Raw genomic sequence first — 22,170 nt, forward strand, 5'->3', positions numbered from 1 at the left:
CTACGCCACCTTGCGCAGTTGCTGCGCATAACCTTTGAGTACCTCGTCGCGCAGCACAGCCCAGATGCGGGCGTGCAGGTCGACGAACTCCGGCAGCATGCGCACTTCGGCCACATCGCGCGGACGCGGCAATTCCACCTTGAAGTCGCCAATCGGGCGCGTCGCAGGCCCGGCCGACAACACAACTACCCGGTCGCTCAGCGCAATGGCCTCGTCCAGGTCGTGGGTGATGAACAGCACCGCTTTCCTGCGCGCCGCCCAGATGCCGAGCAACTCGTTTTCCATGAGCTGCCGGGTCTGCACATCCAGCGCGCTGAACGGCTCGTCCATCAGGATGATGTCTGGGTCAACCGCCAGCACCTGCGCCAGCGCCGTGCGTTTGCGCATGCCGCCCGAGAGCTGGTGCGGAAAGTGCGAGGTGAAGGCTCCCAAACCCACGCGGTTAAGCCAATCCAGCGCCTGCTGCCGCGCTTGTGCATCGGGCACGCCACGGTATTGCAGGCCGAGTAAAACGTTGTCGAGTGTGGTGCGCCACGGCATCAGCGCCTCGCTCTGGAACATGTAGCCGGCGCGGCTGTTGATGCCCTGTAGCGGCATGCCCATCACGCGCACTTGGCCGGTGGTGGGCAACAGCAGACCGGCGGCCAAGTTGAGCAAGGTGGATTTGCCGCAGCCGGTGGGCCCCACCACCGAGACGAACTCGCCAGCGGCAATGCGCAACGTGGTGTCGGCTATGGCTATGTAGCGGCTGCGTTCGCGGTCTTTGTCGCCGCCCTCTTGCGACGCGAAAGTACAACTGACATTGAGCAACTCCAACGCAAACACATCCGGCAACGCCGGTACGCCAGCCCCCTGGTCAGAAGTGATTGCCGCCTCAGGCCTGGAATTTCTCTTTTGCACGCAGAGCGAATTCGTTGGTGTAGGTTTTGTTCAAGGCGATTTTGTCGGCCTTCACCGTGGGATCAAAACTGGCCAGCGCCTTCAGCGCTGTCACAGTCCCTTGCTCCGGAATGACGCCGTCCAACGAAATCGCCTCACGGATCTTGGCAAACGACGCCAAGTACAACGCCCGGTCGCCCAGCAGGTACGACTCCGGCACGGTTTTGATGATGTCACTCGGCCCGGCGGTTTGCAACCATTTCAGGCCACGCACAATCGCGTTCGTCAGCGCCTGTACCGTCTTGGGGTTCTTGGAGATGAACTCGGCCGGTGCGTACAGGCAGCCCGCCGGCATGAGGCCGCCAAACACCTCTTGCGTACCTTTAAGCGTGCGTGTGTCGGAGACGATGCGCACATCGCCCTTTTGCTCCAGCATGGTCATCACCGGATCGGTGTTGCACATGGCATCGATCTGCCCGGAGCGCAGTGCTGCGAGCGCTCCGGCCGATGTGCCCACACCCACAAACGCTACATCGCTGGGTTTGAGGCCCACCCGCGACAGCACCAGGTTGGCCACCATATTGGTGGACGAGCCCGGCGCCGAAACACCAATCTTCTTGCCCTTTAGATCCACCAGCTTCTGGTAGTTGGGCATGGTTTTGTTGGAGATACCCAGCGCAATCTGTGGCGCCCGGCCTTGCAGCACAAAGGCCTGAAAAAACTGGTTCTTACTCTGCAGGTTGATGGTGTGCTCAAACGCGCCGGAACACACATCGGCGGAGCCGCCCACCACGGCCTGCAAGGCACGCGCGCCGCCTGCAAAGTCGCTGATCTCGACCTCCAGCCCCTCGGCCTTGAAATAACCCAGTTGCTCGGAGATGGTTAACGGCAGGTAGTAGAACGCGGCTTTGCCGCCCACCGCCATCGCAATCTGCGGCTTTTCGACCGCGCTTTGGGCGCGCAGCGCGGGTGTCGCCACCACGCCGGTCACGGCGGCAGCGGCGAGAACATTGAATCGGCGACGGCTCACAGGTAGTTTGTGCATGGTGTGGGTTCGCTCTGAAATCAAGTGAAACCCAGCTTAAGTGCACCCTCCCCGGCTTCGTATCCGGGTCATCCCCAGCAGGGGCTGCGCCTATTGACCCCGCCCAAACGATGGGCGTGTCATGTTTTAGTGTTAACGCCGGTCGACAAACGCGTGGGCGATGGTGCCCAGGTCGACATATTCCAGCTCGCTGCCCACCGGCACACCACGCGCCAGACGCGTGACGCGCACGCCACGGCTTTTCATGCCTTCGCTGATGACGTGGGCCGTGGCCTCACCTTCGGCAGTGAAGTTGGTGGCCAAAATGACCTCTTGCACCACGCCGTTGCTGGCACGTTCAAACAGCTTTTGCAGGCCGATGTCTTTGGGGCCAATGCCGTCCAGCGGGCTGAGCTTGCCCATCAGCACAAAATAAAGCCCACGGTAAGCGGCGGTGCGCTCTACCGCCGATTGGTCGGCCGGGGTCTCGATCACACACAGTTTGCTCGGGTCGCGTGAGGCGTCGCTGCAGGTTTCGCAGATGGCCTGCTCGGTAAACGTATGGCACTGCTCGCAGTGCTGCACGTGCAACACCGCTTCCTCCAGCGAACGCGCCAGCAACTGCGCGCCCTCGCGGTCGTGCTGCAACAGATGAAAGGCCATGCGCTGCGCAGACTTGATGCCAACGCCGGGGAGGCGGCGCAGGTTCTGGATCAAAGCGCTGAGCGCACGGTGGTCGGCCATTCGGGAAGAGAACTCGAAATAACGCTTAGAACGGGAACTTCATGCCGCCGGGCAGGCCAGGCATGCCAGCAGTCAACTTGCCCATTTTTTCTTGGCTGGTTTCTTCGGCCTTGCGCACCGCAGCGTTGAAGGCGGCTGCCACCAGGTCTTCGAGCATGTCTTTGTCTTCGCCCAGAAGGCTGGGGTCGATAGTAATGCGCTTGACGTCGTGCTTGCAAGTCATCAGCACCTTCACCAGGCCGGCGCCCGATTCACCCGTGACTTCGATGAAGGCCAATTCGTCCTGGGCCTTCTTCAAGTTGTCTTGCATGGCCTGGGCTTGTTTCATCAGGCCGGCGAGTTGTCCTTTGTTGAACATATTGATTCCTTGGATGGGGTTTGAATAGGGGGGTGTCTGAATCAGAGCGGCTTGATGCTGCCTGGGACGATTTTCGCCGCAAAATCACGCATCATCGTCTGCACGAACGGGTCTTCGCGCAAGATCTCTTCGGCCACCCGCAACCGCTCTTCGTTGGCGGCGGCGTTACGGCGCGCAGGGGTATCGGTCAACAGACCGACTTCAAAGTTTAGTACGTCTGCTGCGGGCGAGCCGTCAGACGGCGGCATGGCCTGCAAAGCGGTACGCAAACGCTCGCGGCAGCTCGGCTGCATCAGCGACTCGCGCTCCACACGCAATTGCCATTGGCTGCCATCGCGCGACAGCAGTTGCGACTGCAGCGCCAGTTCGCGCGTCATGGCGGTGATGGCCTCCGCCGCAATCAGTTGCTGCACCGTGGCATGCCAGAAATCGCCCTCAGGCGTGGCGACAAAGCCTCGTGCCTGTGGGCGTGCGCTTGGTGCAGCATCGGCACGCGGACGCAGACGCTCGCTGGGCTCGGACTGCTCGCGTACCGGCATGGCCAACATTTGCGACGTGTGCGGAGCCGGCACAGGCGCAGCCAAAGCTGGGTCTTCGTCGGGAATATCTTCCCAAGGTGGTACCTCCGAACGACTGGGGGCGGCTGCTACTGGCGGAGCGACGGCGGGTACGGGGGCGGGGGCCGCCACAACTGCCGCAGGTGGCTGCGCCAAGGGCGGCGCAACCGATGCCGCCACAGGCGCTTCAGCTTGAATAGGGGCAGCCGCGATGGGTGGCGATACAGGTGCCGCATTCACCGGCGCCTGTACTGGCACCGGTTCCGGGCGAACCACTGCGGGTGCTGCTGGCGCCTGAGAAACCGCCCTTTCAGGCCGGTTCAGAGTTTTTTTTTCCCCGGAGGCCTGGCCCAGCGCGTTGGGTTTAAAAGCCAATAAGCGCAACAACGCCATGGTCAAAGCCGCATATTCATCGGGCGCCAGGCCCAACTCGGCGCGGCCGTGCAGGCAGATCGAATACAGCAGTTGCGTTTCGTCGGCCGGCATGGCTTCGGCCAGCGCGGCGATTTCACCTGCATCAGGGTCGTCTGCGGGCGCGGGTACGGCCTGCGCGCCCACGGCTTGGTGCACCGCCATGCGCTGCAGCACCATGCTCATTTCTTCGAGGGTGGACGCGGCATTCAAGCCGTTTTGGCGCAGCGTGTTGACGGTTTCCACGACCGCCTGACCGTTGCCTTGTGCGAGTGCATCGATCAGGCGAAACACATAGGTGTTGTCGACGCTGCCGAGCATTTGGCGCACCTGGGCTTCTTGCAGCTTGCCACTGCCGAAGGCAATGGCTTGGTCGGTCAGCGACAAGGCGTCACGCATGGAGCCACGCGCGGCGCGCGACAACAGTGCCAGCGAAGATGCATCGGCCTCGACACTTTCTTTGGCCAGCACGCCGCGCAGATGCGACAGCACGGTCTCAGGCGCCATCGGGCGCAGGTTGAACTGCAGGCAACGCGACAGCACGGTGACCGGCACCTTTTGCGGGTCGGTCGTGGCCAGCACAAACTTTAAATACTCGGGCGGCTCTTCCAGCGTTTTCAACATGGCGTTGAACGCGGTGTTGGTCAGCATGTGCACTTCGTCGATCATGAAGACCTTGAAGCGCCCTTGCACCGGCTTGTACACCGCCTGCTCGAGCAGCGACTGGACTTCGTCCACACCCCGGTTGGAAGCGGCATCCAGCTCGGTGTAATCGACAAACCGGCCGCTATCGATATCCATGCAAGCCTGGCAAACGCCGCAAGGCTCAGCCGTGATGCCGCCGGTGCCGTCCACGCCCTGGCAGTTGAGTGACTTGGCCAAGATACGCGACACAGTGGTCTTGCCCACACCGCGCGTGCCGGTGAACATGTAGGCATGGTGCAGACGCTGTGTGGTCAACGCATTGCCCAGCGCCTGGACGACGTGCTCCTGTCCAACCATTTCGGAGAAATTGCGGGGGCGGTACTTGCGGGCGAGCACGAGATAAGACATCCGCAGATTCTACGGTGGCCCTCACCCGCTCCCGGACCCCCACAAGCAAACTAGTGTTAATTCCCCTGCAAGGCGGCGAACTGGCTTTTCATCCACTACAATCGACCCCGACGGGCCTTCCCGCATGGGGAAGCGGCCAACCGGGTCAGGTGGGGAACCAAGCAGCCCTAACTGTGGAGCCAGTGCCGGGGTCAAGGCTCGTCAACTTCTTCTAAAACTCCATCCAGCATTTGGCCCGATCACAGGCCCAAGCCTGCAGATGGAGACACCGCAGGCCAGTCGGCGCCTGCGGCCTAAACAGTCAGAACCCTTTCCAAGTCGCTTTCAAAAAAGCGATCCAGCCCGCTGTCCGCTAAACGGCCGTGCTCAGCGGTCTTGGCTTGGCGACGGCCCCATGAACGCCGCGTTCTGCGCATAGCCCGACGAAACTGGTGGTAGCCAAAGCTCGATCACGCCGGGGTTGGCTTGTAAGCGGCTGGGCAGGCCACGGATCCACGGCGGATCGACCTCCCCCCCGCTTTGCTGCGCCCAAGGTGGGCCCACCAATTTGGCCAGGGCACTGGCGCAAGCCGTGCTGGTGGGGTCGTGCACCACAAACGTGGCTTTGGGCCACGGCACGGCGCGGCGCTGCTGGCGTATTTCGGCGCTGCGCACCACGTTTTCAATCGGCGCCACCTGCAGCACGGTGCCGGCTTGTTTGAGGTAGGCCTCGCGTAGCGCCATGGCGGCTGGGCGCGAGGCTTCGTCGTAGATCTGCAGGTACACCGTGGTGTAGCCGCCACCGGGGCGCGTGCAGAGTTCGGCAATGCTGCGTCCAGTAGCTGGAGCCGGTAAGGCGCCACTACCGCTTGCACCCTGCCCCGCCCCCGCCTGGCCCATCTTCGCGGGATCAGAAGTCGCCACGGGTGCGCCACCGCCCGCAGTTGAACCAGCCACACCGCCGACAGCGCCGCTTGGCAGCCCCGCCACCACAACACCGGGGGCCAAGGTCCAGGCCAGCGGTACCGGCACATATGCCGCCACGTTCTGCCATACCTTGGCGCTGGAGCGGGCCTGCTCCAGCCTTGTCGCTGAAGGGTTCCAGTAGCTGAACGAGGTGGAACTCTTGATGTTTTTCTTGCCGACCAGCGTGCACAGATCACGCTGCATGCGTTGGTTCCCGGCGCTGCAGGTGGGATCGTCGCGCGGCGGTTTGCGGCACTCGTCGGCCACACGATCGGCCATGCGGTCCAGGCCTTCGCGCTCCAGGGCGGACAGCGAGCTCCCTCCCCGCAAGGTGAACAAGGTGGCCGCTGTGGTCACCGCATGTTCTGGAATCTTCGGGCAAGCGCCGTCCAGGTCCTGCAGGCGCAGCGAAAAGTCTGTGAACAGTTTGCGCGCCTCGTTTTGTTCGTCGGTCTGGCTGCGCTGCACCTGGTCTTGCACCTGCCACAACGACAGCAGCAAGGTGCCGGACGCGCCCAACCCCAAGGTCGTGCCGATGGCTGTGGCGCGAGTACCGCGGCGCCAGAAGGGTTCGGCGCGCGGGGCTTCTATGGTTTTCAGGCCACTCAGCCGCGCCACCACGTGCATGTCATGTTGCGCCGGAGCCAGCCAGCCAGGCAGGCGGCTGAGCCAGTCGTTGTTCAGCACGCGGCCGAAGTCTTCGCCCAGGCGGTGGTAACTTTCCCACTGGGCTTCATCAAATGACTGGTCGCCGGTCGATTCGTGCGGAAAGCTTTGGTGCTTCTGGGCGTAGGCCAGCAAGTCAACGTCCAACGCGTCGTGCAGGTTCGGCTTGACGACGAGCAAGGTGCCTTCAGGGCGGTACAGGGGCCCAGGCTTGCCATCTGTCCCGGCGGGTCCCGGGCGCTCTCGGTAACGGATGCGCGCGAGCATCACGCCACGGCAGGAGTGGTTGTCGCCCATGTCTTCGGGCGACAACACGGTCAAGTCTTGCGAATCGGCCGCCAGCAGGCGCGCGGCCTCGTCGCGGTTGTAGAAGTCGATCTCGGCACCGAAATCAATGCGTGCCTTGCGCACCAGGTTTTCCAGGTCGCCAAATTCGTAGCGTGCGTCGCAACTGGCATCTGACAGGATGATGAAATCCAGCTCGCGTTTGAGTAGCGGGTACACGCCGGTGTTCTCGAAGTGCCCGCCATCCGACAAATACCACCACGGCCGATCCAGCCCGAAAAAGGTGGCCGAAGCCTCGCTGCTGAGCATCAGCGGCTTGGGCCAGCAGCACCAGGCGATGTGGCTGAGCCAGCGCAAGGCCGCCCGCTCGCGCGGCGCGCGCATCCAGTAGCCCAAGCGCACGCCCAAAAAATACACCAGCAAGGCCAGGCCGCGCGCGGTGTACGAGCCCGCCCCCGGCGACGCCGCCGCCCCCGACACCGCCACCCAGCGCCCCAAGGTGCCGGCGTCGTAGTCGTCGCTCAGCGCCATGAACTCGCGCGGGCCGATCTCGAAGCCGCGCCAGGTGGCGGTCACCGCCGTGCCTTTACGGTCGGCGTTGTACAGGCCGCTCTGGTCGTCGCGGGTTTGGTTCAGGCAGGTGTTGATGAGGTGGATGGGGCCACCTGCAGCCTCGGGTTTGTAGCTGGCCAGGCGCGTGTCGTCACCCTCCACTACAGCGGTCACGTCGGTCTTGCGCGGGTGGTCTGGGTCGATGCTGCGTTGCGGGTTCCCCACCGCCAAGTAGGCCCGAGTCAGGCGCGCGCGGTAAAAGCTGTGCAGCGACGAGGTATTGGCCATCTGCGCATTGCCGCCGGTGGTCAGCATCCAGCCGATCCACAACACCGCCAGCATGGCGGCACGCATCCAGGCCGGCACCTCACGCAGGCCGCTCAAAGGGTCTGGAGCGAAGACGAACCATTGCAGCAGCACCGTCCAGGCGGTCACCAAGGTCAACAGCCCGATGATGCTGCCGATATTGAGTAGGCGTGGCAGCCATTCCACCGCTTTGCGCGTGGTGTCGGCCGCAATTTGCTGCAGCGGCTGCATCAATGCACGCAACACCACCAAACCGATACTGCCGACCCCCACGCCACGCCACAGCCAGACGTTGTTGTCGGTGAGAAACTCTTCCAGGATCCACCAGCTCAGCAGATCCAGCGCACCCAGCCCGACGAGTGATAGCGCCACCAGCATCACCCAGCGCAACGCGCGCGTGAGCCAATTGCGTACACGCGCCACATTCAGCGCATGGGACTCGAGCGAGACGCCCATCCACACCAGCACACCCAACTGCCCGGCCACCACCGAGGTCAATCCGCAGCAAGCCACTAGCGACCAGTTCATGCCGTGACGCACAGGATCCAGGCCGTCGCCCTCCCCCAGGGTACCCCACAAGACCCAGGCTACCGACGCCACCACCAGCAACAGAAAGCCGCTCTTCAGCGGACGCAGCACACGCTGCAAGGCATCGGTGCGCTCGGGCGCGTCGCGCGCCGTCCAATAACCGACGATGAGCCCGGGCGCCATGAGCACCCATACCCAGGCGGCCAGCGTCCACCACGGGCTGTACCAGCGCGACCAGCCCAAGGGGTCGAGCAATTGATAACTGTGCTGCCAAAGGTGCGGCGCCACCACCAGCAAGCCCAGCAACATGCAGGCAAACATGAACTCGACATGGATGGCGAGCCAGGCGCGCAGATAGGTGACGACGGCAATGCCGGTGTCGCGCGAGCCTGCGGGCGTGAGATAGCGGCCGTTGCGGCGCAGCCATTCGAGCACCACCGAGCCGCTGGAGGCCATCAACTCTTGCGCGCGCGCCATGCCCACGCGCTGCATCAGTCGGCCATACATGGCGCCGATGTAGCCGCCGCCGGACACGGTGGACAGATAGTCGAGACGCTCCAGAGGGCCGGGGTCAGTTGCCGTAGGTGATGCGATCGGCAGGCCCGTCAGCAGATCAACGACTGGCTCAGCAGCGGCTGGCGTCGCGTCGGCAGTCGCCGCCAACGTGCCGCTCTGGGCCAGCCCACGCATCAAACCCAAGGCAAACGTAGCGCTACGCACACCGCCACCTGAAAGGGCCAGCCCCACGCGCGGCAATGACTGGGCTCGGACCGCGGCTTCGGCGGTCTTGCCGCCCAACGCCGCACGGCGCGCTTGCAAAGCCTCATTCTCAGCCTGGGCCAGCGCGGCCAACTGGTCAGCGAGTGACGCTGTTGGCGGCTGCGCCGACGAGAGCGGCGCTGGTGAAGAAGACGCTGGGGGCTCCACAGGCGGCATGCTGCATCCTTGGTTGCGCCTGGGTTGCGGCGCGGGCCGCATCGATTCACACCACAGAGCTCTTCACCAAGGCGCAGCCTGATTTTGGTGGCTTCACCAAACAATAGCAAGGCCGGCACAGCCAGCCAGCGATTCAGCGCCCTAAGACGGTGCAGATTGATTCAAAAACTGCAGCGCACCGCGCCCGGCCACACGCCCACTGGCCATGCTGGCCGTCAGCAAATAGCCGCCCGTGGGGGCTTCCCAATCGATCATTTCACCCGCACAGAACACACCTGGCAGGGCCTGCAGCATCAACTGCGCGTCCATGGCCTCGAACGGCACGCCGCCAGCACTGCTGATGGCTTCGTCGATAGGCCGTGCGGCCACCAAATTCAACGGCAAAGCCTTGATGCTGCGCGCCAACACCAGCGGGTCGTGCATTTGCTCTTTGCTCAAGCGCTCGTTAAGCAAGGCGAGCTTGATGCCATCCAGCCCCAAACGGCTCTTCAAATGGCTGGACAAGGAGCGCGAGCCACGCGGATGGGTCACCTCGGCCAGAACCTGCGCCTCGGTCTTGCCCGGCAGCAAATCCAGGTGCAGCGAAGCTTGGCCGTTTGCCGCAATGGCATCCCGCAGCAAAGCAGATGCGGCGTACACCAAGCTGCCTTCGATGCCAGCGGCGGTGGCGACGAACTCGCCTTGGCGGCTGAACATGCTGCCGTCTGCGCCCGTACAGGTAATGGCCACGGTCTTGAAGGGTTGCCCGGCAAAACGTGAGGAGAAATGTTCACTCCAACCCAAGGACGGCCGGCCTGGGACGCCATTGGGCCCGCCCACATCAAAGCCGCAATTGGCGGGCCTTAACGGAACCACGGCCACGCCACGGCTTTGCAGCAGCGGCACCCAGGCGCCATCGGAACCCAAACGCGCCCAACTTCCGCCGCCAAAGGCCAGCACCACGGCGCCGGCATGGATGCTGGGGTTGGCACCATCGGGTACAGCGAAAGTCCACAGGCCCGCGTCGTCCCAGCCAGTCCAACGGTGCCGCATATGAAAGACCACGCCCGCCGCACGCAGACGTTGCAGCCAGGCACGCAGCAAAGGCGCCGACTTCATGCTGACCGGAAACACACGGCCAGAAGTGCCGACGAAAGTCTCCACGCCCAAGCCCTGCGCCCAATCACGCAATTGCGTTGCCCCCATTTCATCCAGCCAAGGCTGAACCTGCGCTTGACGTGCGCCAAAGCGTGAAGCGAATGGCACCATCGGTTCCGAATGCGTGAGGTTCAACCCGCCCTTGCCTGCCAGCAGAAACTTGCGACCTACCGACGGCATGGCATCGAACACATGTACGGTTTTGCCGGCCTGCGCCAACACTTCAGCCGCCATCAACCCGGCAGGGCCCGCCCCAATGACCACGGCCGACTGGTTATCGGGCCACACGGCCCGGTTCTCATCACTATTCACGTCAAAACCCTGCTTATTCAAACCGTGGATTGTCAGGCCCAGCCTCACAAGGTCAGCGCAAAAAACAGGGCATATGCAAAATCGCTACGTTTTAAATAGCAGCCTTCGCACAGTTACAGAGCGCAAACGACCAAAACGGCCTCAAGCCCTTGAAAGACTGTTTTCACGCTTTAGCGCACCATCTATAAAGATGAGTGCGTCTTCAACAGTGCCTGCATTGGCTGCGTGGTTGCTCCATGCGGATTTACGACACTCCTGCAAAGAACGTCACCAAGCATTACATTTACGCTATGGTGCCGATAGCAAAATGGGCCACCAAGACGGCCCTTGGTTTCTGTCACAATGCCGCAACCTTAGTCGTACCAGCACTCTGCCCCTTAAGGAATTCCCATGGCAAGCGAACTCATCAAACACATTTCCGACGCGACTTTCGAATCCGACGTATTGAAATCCAACACGCCCGTGCTCGTGGATTACTGGGCTGAATGGTGCGGCCCCTGCAAAATGATCGCCCCGATCTTGGATGAAGTGGCCACCGGCTACGAAGGCAAGTTGACCATTGCCAAGATGAATGTCGACGAAAACCGCGACATCCCTGCCAAGTTCGGCATCCGTGGCATCCCCACGCTGATGTTGTTCAAGGGCGGCGAACTGGCCGCCACCAAGGTTGGCGCCATGAACAAGGCCCAATTGACCGCGTTCATCGACCAGCAACTCGCCTGATTTGCATCGTCGCCAAAACCGTCATGCAGACGGTTTTGGCTCCTAGAATTTTCCTGTCATAATCTCTCAACTCGCTGATTAGTGCCTCTGGCACATTGGCTCGAGCACTTGGTTTGTGAGGCCCTTCTAGCCTCCTCAAAACCCCCCCGAATTTCTTCTCTGAACTCCCTTCCGGAGTCATTCCATGCACTTAAACGAACTCAAGGCACTGCACGTGTCTGAAGTCCTCAAACAAGCCGAAGAGCTTGAAATTGAGAACACTGGCCGCATGCGCAAGCAGGAGCTGATGTTTGCCATCATCAAAAAGCGCGCCCGTACCGGCGAGCAAATCATTGCCGATGGTGTGCTGGAGATCTTGCCCGACGGTTTTGGCTTTCTGCGTAGCCCCGACACCAGCTACACCGCCAGTACCGACGACATCTACATCAGCCCGAGCCAAGTTCGTCGCTTCAACCTGCACACCGGCGACATGATCGAAGGCGAAGTGCGCACGCCCAAGGATGGCGAGCGTTACTTTGCGCTGAACAAGCTCGACAAGGTCAACGGTGGCGGCCCCGAAGAAAACAAGCACAAGGTGCTGTTCGAAAACTTGACGCCGCTGTTCCCCAAAGAGCAAATGAAGCTCGAGCGCGACATCAAGGGTGATGAAAACATCACTGGCCGCATCATCGACATCGTCGCACCTATCGGCAAGGGCCAACGTGCCCTGCTCGTCGCTCCGCCCAAGAGCGGCAAGACGGTGATGATGCAGCACATCGCCCACGCCATCGCGGCCAACTACCCCAACAGCCACATGATGGTCTTGCTGGTGGACGAGCGCCCCGAAGAAGTGACGGAAATGCAGCGTTCGGTCAAGGGCGAGGTGATCGCCTCCACTTTTGATGAGCCAGCCGCACGCCACGTCCACGTCGCCGAGATGGTGATCGAGCGCGCCAAGCGCTTGGTTGAACTGAAAAAAGACGTGGTGATCTTGCTGGACTCCATCACGCGTCTGGCCCGTGCCTACAACAACGTTGTGCCCTCTTCCGGCAAAGTGTTGACCGGCGGCGTGGACTCCAACGCCCTGCAACGCCCCAAGCGTTTCCTGGGTGCTGCGCGTAACGTCGAAGAAGGCGGCTCGCTGACCATCATCGCCACGGCTTTGGTCGACACCGGCAGCCGCATGGACGAAGTGATTTTTGAAGAATTCAAGGGCACGGGCAACTGCGAAATCCACCTGGACCGCCGCCTATATGAAAAGCGCGTGTTCCCCTCGATTCAGCTCAACCGCAGTGGCACGCGCCGCGAAGAGTTGCTGCTGGCCCCCGAGATTCTGCAAAAGAGCCGCATCCTGCGCCAGTTCATGTACAACATGGACGAAATCGAGTCGATGGAGCTCATGTTGAAGAACATGAAGGCGACCAAGACCAACGTCGAATTCTTCGACATGATGCGCCGAGGCGGCTAAGCCAACCGGGATTGCATACGCCCTGCGATTTATGCCATAATCGCAGGCTAATCGCGAAAAGTGGCTGTGCTTTTCCATGCGTAAATCGATTACGCAGGGCACGACCGGCTAGCGCAACTGAACAAGGAAAAAACATGAAAGACGGCATTCACCCTAACTACCGCGAAGTTTGCTTCCTGGACTTGTCCAACAACTTCAAGTTCGTGACCCGTTCGTGCGTGAACACCAAAGAAACGATCAAGTTGGACGACGGCCGCGAACTGCCGCTGTACAAGCTCGATACGTCTAGCGAATCGCACCCCTTCTACACGGGCACGCAAAAGTCCGTGGACAACATGGGTGGCCGCGTGGAGCGCTTCCGCAACCGTTTCGGCAAGACTGGCGCTACCGCCAAAGCTGCAGAATAAGCGTTCGCTTCTCCTCGAAAAAGGCAGTCGGGTTTTACCGGGCTGCCTTTTTTGTTGCCCGGCTGATTTCCAACACCAGCGCGCCTCAAACGGTCTTTTCTGAGACACCTCGCGCTCAGGCAAAATTCGGCGACTTTTTCTGACGTCTGCACGCAAACGCATTACATTCCGACTTCTGTGACCCAACCCACCCCCGCCATCGTGGCGCAAAGCGCCGTGCGTCGTCTGCCACGGCTCGCGCTGTTGCTGTTCTGTATTGCCTACGTGTTGCCTGGCTTCTTCGGGCGCGAGCCTTGGAAAAACGTCGACATGATGTCGTTTGGCTACATGTTGGAATTGGCGCAGGGGCATGCCAACTGGTTTCAGCCATCGCTACAGGGCTTGGCCCCTGATATTGAAGCCCTTGTTCCTTACTGGCTGGGCGCCTGGGCCATGCAATGGGCACCAGCATTTGTGGCCCCCGATTTCGCCGCCCGCATCCCCTTTGGGTTGCTGCTGACGTTGACGCTGATCGCCACTTGGTACGCCGTGTACTACCTGGCCCGAAGCCCCAGCGCGCAACCCGTGGCCTTTGCCTTTGGTGGTGAGGCCCAGCCGGCTGACTACGCACGCGCCATGGCCGATGGCGGCTTGTTGGCCCTCGTCGCCTGCCTGGGCTTGGCGCAGCTTTCACACGAAACCACCCCGGCTCTTGCGCAGCTTGGCTTTGCAGCGCTCACATTCTTTGCCTTGGCGGCCATGCCGTACCGCTTGGTGGTGCCGGCCATTGGTGTCGCATTTGGGTTGATTGGCTTGGCCCTCTCCGGTGCGCCTGCCATGGCGGCTTGGCTGGGCCTGGGGGGCTCGGTCATCACCGTACTGGACCGTCACGAACGCCGCACCTTGGCCAGCCAAGCCACGGGATGGGCACCGCTGGAAACCCCGTCCGACTACCGCAGCCTGGGCTGGACAGCCTATGTATTGGCCGTGACCGCCATCGCGTCCAGCTTGGCCTGGTACTGGAACCAATGGATCTGGCGCATTGATTTACCCCACGCCACTTGGCGCGACTGGGGCAGCCTGTGCCGCTTGGTGTTGTGGTTCGTTTGGCCGGTGTGGCCCCTGGCGCTATGGACACTTTGGCGCTGGCGCAAGCAGCTCGTCAGCGGCAACCTGGGACGCCATTTGATGCTGCCGCTGTTGTTTGTGGCCGTCGGTCTGGGCACCACCATCACCACCCATTCCGCCGACCGCTCATTGCTCCTGGCGCTGCCAGCCCTGGCCACGCTTGCAGCCTTCGCCTTGCCGACGTTGAGCCGCACGGTGGCGGCTGCGATCGACTGGTTCACATTGTTGTTTTTCACCGTGGCGGGCATCGGCATTTGGGTCATCTGGATTGCCATGCAGACCGGCTTTCCGAAACAACCTGCTGCCAACGTCGCCAAGCTGGCGCCTGGTTTTACGCCTACGTTTTCGCTGTTTACCTTTTTGGTCGCGCTGGTCGCCACGCTGAGCTGGGCCTGGCTGGTGAAATGGCGCGTGGGCCGCCACCGCTCGGCCATTTGGAAAAGCCTGGTGTTACCCGCTGGCGGAACTGCGCTGTGCTGGTTGTTGCTCACCACCTTGTGGATGCCGGTGCTCGACTTCGCCCGCAGCTACGCACCCATGGTGCGCCACATCGTGCCCGTCATCCAGGCCGAAGCGCCCCAAAGCTGTGTGGAGCAGTTTGGACTGGATCGCGGGCAGATCGCTGCCTTCCAGTTCCACGGCTCACTCCGTACCCGGCCTGCACAACGTCAGGCACAGTGCGAATGGATGCTGGTAGATCCCGCCGACCTGAGCCTGCTGCCGCAGCACGTGGACATGTCGCAGTGGAAGCTGCGCGTCAACCTGAAGCGCCGCATGGAAACCAACGACGACATGCAGTTGTACCGTCGCGCACGGCCTTGACCGGTTCCGGCGCCCAGCACGCGTCCGAAATGGCCAGCGAACCCGCAACAATTGCCCGTCACGCAGCCACCGTACTGGTAGGCCAATTGGCGGTGATGGCCTTTGGTGTCACCGACACGGTGGTCGCCGGGCGCTACTCCGAACACGCCTTGGCCGCACTCTCCGTAGGTTCGGCCACTTTTGTCAGCGTGTATGTGGGGCTGACCGGCATGCTGCAGTCGATGCTGCCCATCTGGGCACAACTGCACGGTGCCAACCGCCCGCTGGAACTTGGCCGCGCACTGCGGCAAACCCTGTACATCTGCCTGGTGGGTGGGTTACTGGGCATTTGGTTGCTGCTAAATCCAGGGCCTTTGCTGCGCTGGGCCGAGGTGCCGCCCGATCTGCAACTGGAAGCAAGCCGTTACCTGGCGGTGTTGGCCCTGGGCCTGCCACCGGCACTGCTCTTCCGCATCTACAGCACGCTGAACCAGGGCTTGGGACGGCCGCGCTTGGTGACCTGGGTGCAGCTTGGTTCCCTGGCACTGAAGATTCCGCTGTCGGTATGGTTCACCTTTGGCGGCTGGGGGCTGGAAGCGCAAGGCGCCGTGGGCTGTGCCTGGGCCACCGTGCTGGTGAATTACGCCATGTTGGCCTTGGCCATCTTCAACCTCTGCACACAGCCACTCTACCGCCCCTACACCCTGTGGCAAAAGCTGGAGCGCCCCAATTGGCCCCTGCTCAGCCAGTTGCTGCGCCTGGGCTTGCCAGGTGGCCTGTCGATCATGGTGGAGGTGACCTCGTTCACCTTGATGGCCTTGTTCATTGCACGCCTGGGCAGCGTGGCCTCGGCCGGGCACCAAATTGCCGCCAACGTGGCTGCTGTGCTGTACATGGTGCCGCTATCTCTGGGCATTGCCACCAGTGCGCGCGTCAGCTATTGGCGCGGGGCCGAGAAACCGAAGCTCGCCAAAGTGGCGTTGCTGAGTGGCTTTTGGCTCTCCGGCAGTTGCGCGGTGGTGCTGGCCAGCGCGATGTGGCTGGCCCGTGTACCCCTGGCCGAAGCCTATAGCCGCAGCCCCGCCGTGGTGCTGGCCGCCAGCAGCCTACTCGGCTGGGTGGCGCTGTACCACTTGGCCGACGCCATACAAGCCGTGGCCGTGTTTGTGCTGCGCAGCTTCCACATCACGGTGTGGCCGTTGTTGGTTTACAGCGTGATGCTGTGGGGCGTGGGTTTGGCGGGTGGTTTTGCATTGGCCTACCTAGGTGTCGGCCCCTGGCCCGCCATGCAGAGTCCACAAGCATTTTGGGCTGCCAGCGCGGTTGCACTTGCGGTGACAGCTATTATTTTTGCCATCACCCTGCGGCGCGCGATCCGCCGCGACGAATTGGCAGCAGCCTAGGCTGCTACGGCTTTCGCCTTGCTCGTCGCCAGCCGCAAGCGGTTCGCCGGAAAGATGATCGAAAAACACGACCCCTGCCCCACTGTGCTTTCGATACGCAGCTCAGCCCCGTGGCGCTGCAGCACGTGTTTCACAATCGCCAAACCCAAGCCCGTGCCGCCGGTTTCACGCGAGCGGCTGGTGTCCACGCGGTAAAAACGCTCGGTCAAACGCGGGATGTGCTCAGCTGCGATGCCAGGGCCCGTGTCATGCACGACAAACGCCAGGCGCCCATCCGGCAGGGTTTGCCACTCCACGTCGATTCGCCCAGGGGCTGGGGTGTAGCGCACGGCGTTGCCCACCAGGTTGGACAAGGCACTTTGCAACTCGCTCGATACACCACTGATCTCGCCCTCGGGCACCGGTCCGAAGTTAAGTGTGTGCGACTTGCCCTTGCCCGCCGTGAGCAGCGCGGACAGCGCCTGCGCCTCGTGCGTGCACTCGGCGTATAGCTTGTGCAAACCGATCCAGTCGCTTGAGCCCGGCATCGGGCTGCCTTCAATGCGCGACAGCGTCAGCAAGTCTTGCACCAGCGACTGCATGCGATCGGCCTGCTGCGCCATGTGGTCGAGGTAGCGGCGGCGCTCCGCCTCTTCCAGCGGAAAGTTCTGCAGGGTTTCGACAAAGCCCGACAACACCGTCAACGGCGTACGGATCTCGTGCGACACGTTGGCCACAAAGTCGCGACGCATGGCCTCGGCCTGCTCTAGCGCCGTCACATCATGCGACAGCAGCAGCCGATGGCCGTCCCCATACGGATGCATCTGCACCGCCAGGCGCACGGGGCGCGAAGGCGTGCTTGCACGGCCCAGCATCAGGATACGCGCGCCCGGCAACGCTTTGGCGTAACCCGCCGCAAACGCGGGATCGCGCACCAGGTTACCGATTTGCTGGTGCACATCGCGCTCCAGATCGAGCCCAAAATGCTCGGCCGCCACCTGGTTGCACCACTCGATGTGCCCTGTCGGGTCAAGCAGCACCACGCCGTTAGGCGAGGCCTGGATGGCTTCAAGAAACTCTTTGAGTTGCCGGGCGTTGTCGGCCGTGCGCTGTTCAGACTGGCGCAGCAAGCGCCGCGCGCGGTCGGTGGCTTCGCCCCACACGCCGTGCATTTGCGGTGCCAGCCGCACATCGCCCTCGCGCAGCCAGCGCAGCACGCGGCTGGCGCGAAACAGATCAATCGCCAGCCAAACCAGACTGGACAGGGCTAGGCCAATCAACGCACCGCGCTCGCGGTCCAACTGCCAACCGACGGCGCCGCCAGCCAGTTGGCACAGCAGAAAATAGAGTGAGCGGGTCAGCATCGCTTGGGTGTTCACCACAATTCAAAGAACCGCAAAAAAGGCAAAAACGAAAAGGCTTAGGCCGCCGCTGCCGAAGACTTATCTGCCACCGCTGCTGCCGCCACTGCGGGCACCTTGGCCACCGGTTGCGCCGTGATGCGGTAACCCGCGCCACGCACCGTTTCAATCATGGTGCCGCCCGCGCCCAGCGCTTCGCGCAGGCGTTTGACGTGCACGTCCACCGTGCGTTCCTCAATGAACACATGGTCGCCCCACACGCGGTCCAGCAGTTGCGCACGGCTGTGCACACGCTCGGCGTGTTGCATCAGGTAATGCAGCAGCTTGAATTCGGTCGGGCCCATCTTCACCAGGGTGCCCTGGAAAGTGACGCGGTAGGTGCCGGCGTCCAGCACCAGGTCGCCAATCGTCACCTCGCCACCGGCCTGCTCAGGCGCGCGTCGACGCAACACGGCGCGGATGCGGGCCAGCATTTCCTTGGTGGAGAAAGGCTTGGTGATGTAGTCGTCTGCGCCTGCATCCAGGCCGGCCACACGATCCGTCTCATCGCCACGGGCGGTGAGCATGATGATGGGCACAGCCTTGGTGCGTGGGTCGGCGCGCCACTTGCGCGCCAAAGACAAGCCACTTTCGCCAGGCAGCATCCAGTCCAGCAGGATGACGTCGGGCAAGACGGCGTCGAGTTCGCATCGCGCGGTGACGCTGTCCATGGCCCACGTTGGCTGAAAGCCGCTGTGGCGCAGGTTGACAGAGATCAGCTCGGCAATTGCCGGCTCGTCCTCAACGATGAGAACCCGGGGTATGTTTCTCATTGAACCGCAGACTCCACTTGGGCCATCGTCGTGTGGCGCACGTCTTCGCCCTTGACGATGTAGATGATGCATTCGGCCACGTTCTTGGCGTGGTCGCCGATGCGTTCGATGGCCTTGGCCACAAACAGCAAGTCCAGGCTGGCGGAGATGGTGCGCGGATCCTCCATCATGTAGGTGATGAGTTTGCGCACAAAACCGTCGAACTCCTGGTCGATCAGGTCGTCTTCTTTCAAGATGCTGACCGCTGCCACGGTGTCGAGCCGGGCAAATGCGTCGAGCGCCTTGCGCAGCAGGCCCGAGGCCAAATCTGCAGCCACGTTCAGGTCACGCGTAGGCAGCGAACGCGAAGCGCCGCTCTTGATGATCGACTGCGCCATGCGCGCAATCTTGTTGGCTTCGTCGCCTGCACGCTCCAGGTTGGCCGTGGTCTTGGAAATGGCGATCAGCAAACGCAGGTCGCGAGCGGTAGGCTGGCGGCGGGCGATGATGCTGGAGAGTTCGCGGTCAATGTCCACTTCCATGGTGTTGACGCGGTGTTCCACCTCGGTCACCTGGGCGGCCACTTCGTCGCTGAACTGCGACAGGGCGTAGATGGCGTTGCGAATCTGCGATTCGACCAAGCCACCAAGCTCCATCACGCGGGCTGACACACCATTGAGTTCGCTGTCGAACTGCGTCGAGAGATGCTTGTCCATCTTGTTCTGCTCCTTAGCCGAAACGGCCGGTAATGTAGTCTTCGGTCTCCTTGCGCTTGGGCTTGAAGAACATGTCTTCGGTAGGCCCAAACTCCATCAAGTCGCCAAGGTACATGTAAGCGGTGTAGTCGCTGCAGCGGGCGGCCTGCTGCATGTTGTGGGTCACGATGACCACCGTGTATTCGCTCTTCAGTTCGGTGATCAACTCCTCGATCTTCGAGGTGGAAATCGGGTCGAGCGCCGAGCAAGGCTCGTCCAGCAACAGCACTTCAGGCTTGATGGCAATGCCGCGTGCAATGCACAGGCGTTGCTGTTGACCGCCGGACAGGCCGGAGCCGCTTTGCTTGAGCTTGTCTTTCACTTCGTTCCACAGCGCGGCTTTGCGCAGGGCCCACTCCACACGCTCTTCCATGTCGGTGGCGCTCAGATTTTCGAACAGCTTCACGCCAAAGGCGATATTGTCAAAAATCGACATTGGGAACGGCGTGGGCTTTTGGAACACCATGCCAACCTTGGCACGGATCAACGCCACGTCGCTCTTGGACGTCAGCAGGTTCTCGCCGTCGAGCATGATGGCGCCTTCTGCGCGCTGCTCGGGGTACAACTCGAACATGCGGTTGAAGGTGCGCAGCAACGTGGACTTGCCGCAGCCGGACGGGCCGATGAAGGCGGTGACCTTCTTCTCTGGGATTTCCAGATTGATGCCCTTGAGGGCGTGGAACTTGCCGTAGTAGAAGTTCAGGTCTTTGACCGAAATCTTCGCGGATTCATTCGATTGGATAGTCGCTTGCATATTCGCTTTTATGTTTTGGTCAATCAATGTTTTTCGCGGGTCAGCACGCGAGCCAGAATGTTCAGGCCCAACACCGCCACGGTGATCAGGAACACGCCAGCCCAGGCCAGCTTCTGCCAGTTTTCATAGGGGCTCATGGCGAACTTGAAGATGGTGACAGGCAGGCTCGCCATCGGGTCGGTCATGCTCGACGTCCAGAACTGGTTGTTCAGCGCGGTGAACAGCAGCGGAGCGGTTTCACCCGTGATGCGGGCCACGGCCAGCAAGATGCCGGTCACCACACCGGCACGCGCAGCTTTGAGCGTGATGGCGGTAATGACTTTCCACTTCGGTGTGCCCAGCGCGTAGGCCGCTTCACGCAAGCCAGCGGGTACCAGTTGCAGCATGTTCTCGGTGGTGCGGATCACCACCGGAATCACGATCAAAGCCAGAGCCAGAGCACCAGCCAAGCCCGAGAATGAGCGGAACTGCGACACCACCACGGCGTAGACAAACAGGCCGATGACAATGCTCGGGGCCGACAACAAGATGTCGTTCACAAAACGTGTCACGTGGGCCAGCCAACCCTTGGTGTCGTATTCAGCCAGGTAGATACCGGCCATGATGCCGATCGGCGTGCCGATGAACGTGGCCATGGCCACCATCAGCACCGAACCGTAGATCGCGTTGGCCAAGCCACCGTCTTCGTTGGGTGGTGGCGTCATTTCGGTCAGCGTGGACAAGGCCAGGCCACCGACGCCCAAGCGCACGGTTTCCACCAGGATCCACACCAGCCAGAACACCCCGAAGGCCATGGCCGCCAGAGACAGCATCAAGGCAATCTGGTTGACGCGCTTGCGCTGGTTGTATTTGGCTTGGCGCATGCTGGCCAAGTCGGCTGCACGCAGCAGGTTTTCGCCAGTGCTCATGACTTGGCTCCTTCGTTCTTCTTCAAGCGCACCAGCAGGATCTTCGACAGCGACAACACCACAAAGGTGATGAAGAACAGCACCAGACCCAGGTACATCAAAGCGGCTTGGTGCAAACCAGCGCCGGCTTCGGCAAACTCGTTGGCCAGGGCTGAGGTGATGCTGTTGGCAGCCTGGAACAGGCTCAGCGAGTCGAGTTGGTTCATGTTGCCGATGACGAACGTCACCGCCATGGTTTCGCCCAGTGCGCGGCCCAGGCCAAGCATGATGCCGCCAACCACACCGGTCTTGGTGTAAGGCAACACCACGCGGTACACCACTTCCCAGGTTGTCGAACCGAGGCCGTAGGCCGATTCTTTGAGCAGCGGTGGCGTCACTTCAAACACGTCGCGCATCACAGAGGCGATGAACGGAATAATCATGATCGCCAGGATGATGCCGGCCGACAAAATGCCGATACCCACTGGCGGGCCGGAAACCAACGCCCCCAGAAACGGAACGCCGCCCAGCAGGCTTTGCAGCGGCTGCTGCACGTAGGTCGACAAGATCGGGCCGAACACCAGCAAACCCCACATGCCGTACACGATGGACGGCACCGCTGCCAGCAGTTCAATGGCCGTGCCCAATGGGCGCTTCAGCCAGGCGGGGGAAAGTTCAGTCAGGAACAGCGCAATGCCGAAGCTCACCGGCACGGCAATCAGCAGCGCGATGATGGAAGTGGCCAGCGTGCCGTAGATCATCACCAGGCCGCCGTACTCTTCGGCGACCGGGTCCCAGACCGTGCTGGTGACGAAACTCAGGCCATATTTGGAGATGGCGGGCCAGGCGCCCACCACCAGAGAAAACAGGATGCCGACCAGCAGCGCCAGGGTCAGCAGCGCTGCCCCTTTCGCGGCCATGCCGAACAGCCGATCGGCCAACGGGCCCAGAGTGCGGGCGCGTGGTGCAGGAGGAATGGTCATGGAGCGCTCACCACCCCGCCCGGCCGATGAGCCAGGCAACCCCAGGGCGGTTTCGTTGAGCGGTAGTGTAGAAGACACT

18 protein-coding genes and 1 other RNA gene are annotated in these 22,170 nt (G+C 62.0%); 6 read left to right on the top strand and 13 right to left on the bottom strand.

What is annotated here, in order from left to right:
* From ACPWMG_RS15420 to dnaX, 5 genes are all read right to left on the bottom strand, one after another.
* Complete coding sequence (locus ACPWMG_RS15420; protein WP_483305265.1) at positions 1 to 825, bottom strand: ABC transporter ATP-binding protein; 825 nt, start codon at positions 823 to 825, stop codon at positions 1 to 3.
* A 49-nt stretch (positions 826 to 874) separates the two neighbouring features.
* Complete coding sequence (locus ACPWMG_RS15425) at positions 875 to 1,924, bottom strand: ABC transporter substrate-binding protein (protein ID WP_483300364.1); 1,050 nt, start codon at positions 1,922 to 1,924, stop codon at positions 875 to 877.
* Between the two features lie 132 nt (positions 1,925 to 2,056).
* Positions 2,057 to 2,647: a recombination mediator RecR gene (gene recR, locus ACPWMG_RS15430; protein ID WP_483300365.1), complete on the bottom strand. Its 591-nt coding sequence runs from the start codon at positions 2,645 to 2,647 to the stop codon at positions 2,057 to 2,059.
* Between the two features lie 25 nt (positions 2,648 to 2,672).
* The gene (locus ACPWMG_RS15435) at positions 2,673 to 3,005 is read right to left on the bottom strand and encodes a YbaB/EbfC family nucleoid-associated protein (RefSeq protein WP_422829675.1); all 333 of its coding nucleotides are present in this window, start codon (positions 3,003 to 3,005) and stop codon (positions 2,673 to 2,675) included.
* Between the two features lie 41 nt (positions 3,006 to 3,046).
* Positions 3,047 to 5,026 (bottom strand): DNA polymerase III subunit gamma/tau, encoded by a 1,980-nt coding sequence (gene dnaX / locus ACPWMG_RS15440; protein WP_483300366.1) that lies wholly within the window; start codon positions 5,024 to 5,026, stop codon positions 3,047 to 3,049.
* Positions 5,027 to 5,135: 109 nt separating this feature from the next.
* Between dnaX and ffs the strand changes: the two genes are divergently transcribed.
* An RNA gene (ffs, locus tag ACPWMG_RS15445) (signal recognition particle sRNA small type) lies at positions 5,136 to 5,232 on the top strand.
* A 160-nt stretch (positions 5,233 to 5,392) separates the two neighbouring features.
* Here the strand turns inward: ffs and ACPWMG_RS15450 are convergent.
* Both ACPWMG_RS15450 and ACPWMG_RS15455 read right to left on the bottom strand, forming a co-directional pair.
* Positions 5,393 to 9,244 carry a hypothetical protein gene (locus tag ACPWMG_RS15450; protein ID WP_483300367.1) on the bottom strand — a complete coding sequence of 1,284 codons (3,852 nt, stop codon included), beginning with the start codon at positions 9,242 to 9,244 and terminating at the stop codon, positions 5,393 to 5,395.
* A gap of 141 nt (positions 9,245 to 9,385) precedes the next feature.
* On the bottom strand, positions 9,386 to 10,615 hold the full coding sequence (locus ACPWMG_RS15455; RefSeq protein WP_483305266.1) for a TIGR03862 family flavoprotein: 1,230 nt from the start codon (positions 10,613 to 10,615) through the stop codon (positions 9,386 to 9,388).
* A 468-nt stretch (positions 10,616 to 11,083) separates the two neighbouring features.
* Here ACPWMG_RS15455 and trxA point away from each other — a divergent pair, with 468 nt between their 5' ends.
* From trxA to ACPWMG_RS15480, 5 genes are all read left to right on the top strand, one after another.
* Complete coding sequence (gene trxA, locus ACPWMG_RS15460) at positions 11,084 to 11,416, top strand: thioredoxin TrxA (RefSeq protein ID WP_483300368.1); 333 nt, start codon at positions 11,084 to 11,086, stop codon at positions 11,414 to 11,416.
* 184 nt (positions 11,417 to 11,600) lie between these two features.
* Positions 11,601 to 12,863 carry a transcription termination factor Rho gene (rho, locus tag ACPWMG_RS15465; protein WP_422829670.1) on the top strand — a complete coding sequence of 421 codons (1,263 nt, stop codon included), beginning with the start codon at positions 11,601 to 11,603 and terminating at the stop codon, positions 12,861 to 12,863.
* A 134-nt stretch (positions 12,864 to 12,997) separates the two neighbouring features.
* Positions 12,998 to 13,270, top strand: coding sequence for a type B 50S ribosomal protein L31 (locus ACPWMG_RS15470; RefSeq protein WP_422829669.1), 273 nt, complete (start codon positions 12,998 to 13,000; stop codon positions 13,268 to 13,270).
* A 177-nt stretch (positions 13,271 to 13,447) separates the two neighbouring features.
* Positions 13,448 to 15,199, top strand: coding sequence for a hypothetical protein (locus ACPWMG_RS15475; RefSeq protein ID WP_483300369.1), 1,752 nt, complete (start codon positions 13,448 to 13,450; stop codon positions 15,197 to 15,199).
* Between the two features lie 29 nt (positions 15,200 to 15,228).
* Complete coding sequence (locus tag ACPWMG_RS15480) at positions 15,229 to 16,581, top strand: MATE family efflux transporter (RefSeq protein ID WP_483300371.1); 1,353 nt, start codon at positions 15,229 to 15,231, stop codon at positions 16,579 to 16,581.
* Here ACPWMG_RS15480 and phoR read toward each other — a convergent pair.
* From phoR to pstC, 6 genes are read right to left on the bottom strand one after another with little or no spacing between them, the layout of a single operon-like run.
* A complete protein-coding gene (gene phoR / locus ACPWMG_RS15485) occupies positions 16,578 to 17,924 on the bottom strand; it encodes a phosphate regulon sensor histidine kinase PhoR (RefSeq protein WP_483300372.1) in 1,347 nt (448 codons plus the stop codon). The two genes, ACPWMG_RS15480 and phoR, sit on opposite strands and share 4 nt — an antisense overlap.
* Positions 17,925 to 17,980: 56 nt before the next feature.
* Complete coding sequence (gene phoB / locus ACPWMG_RS15490; protein WP_483300373.1) at positions 17,981 to 18,733, bottom strand: phosphate regulon transcriptional regulator PhoB; 753 nt, start codon at positions 18,731 to 18,733, stop codon at positions 17,981 to 17,983.
* A complete protein-coding gene (phoU, locus tag ACPWMG_RS15495; protein WP_483300374.1) occupies positions 18,730 to 19,428 on the bottom strand; it encodes a phosphate signaling complex protein PhoU in 699 nt (232 codons plus the stop codon). The genes phoB and phoU overlap by 4 nt, the downstream gene beginning before the upstream one ends.
* Before the next feature lie 13 nt (positions 19,429 to 19,441).
* Complete coding sequence (pstB, locus tag ACPWMG_RS15500) at positions 19,442 to 20,221, bottom strand: phosphate ABC transporter ATP-binding protein PstB (RefSeq protein WP_483300375.1); 780 nt, start codon at positions 20,219 to 20,221, stop codon at positions 19,442 to 19,444.
* 23 nt (positions 20,222 to 20,244) lie between these two features.
* The gene (gene pstA, locus ACPWMG_RS15505) at positions 20,245 to 21,129 is read right to left on the bottom strand and encodes a phosphate ABC transporter permease PstA (protein ID WP_483300376.1); all 885 of its coding nucleotides are present in this window, start codon (positions 21,127 to 21,129) and stop codon (positions 20,245 to 20,247) included.
* Positions 21,126 to 22,091, bottom strand: a complete 966-nt coding sequence (gene pstC, locus ACPWMG_RS15510) for a phosphate ABC transporter permease PstC (RefSeq protein WP_483305267.1) — start codon at positions 22,089 to 22,091, stop codon at positions 21,126 to 21,128. The genes pstA and pstC overlap by 4 nt, the downstream gene beginning before the upstream one ends.
* Between the last annotated feature and the right edge of the window lie 79 nt (positions 22,092 to 22,170).

Source organism: Hydrophilobacter chitinilyticus (assembly GCF_049860745.1).
Classification (GTDB): domain Bacteria; phylum Pseudomonadota; class Gammaproteobacteria; order Burkholderiales; family Burkholderiaceae_C; genus Rhodoferax_B.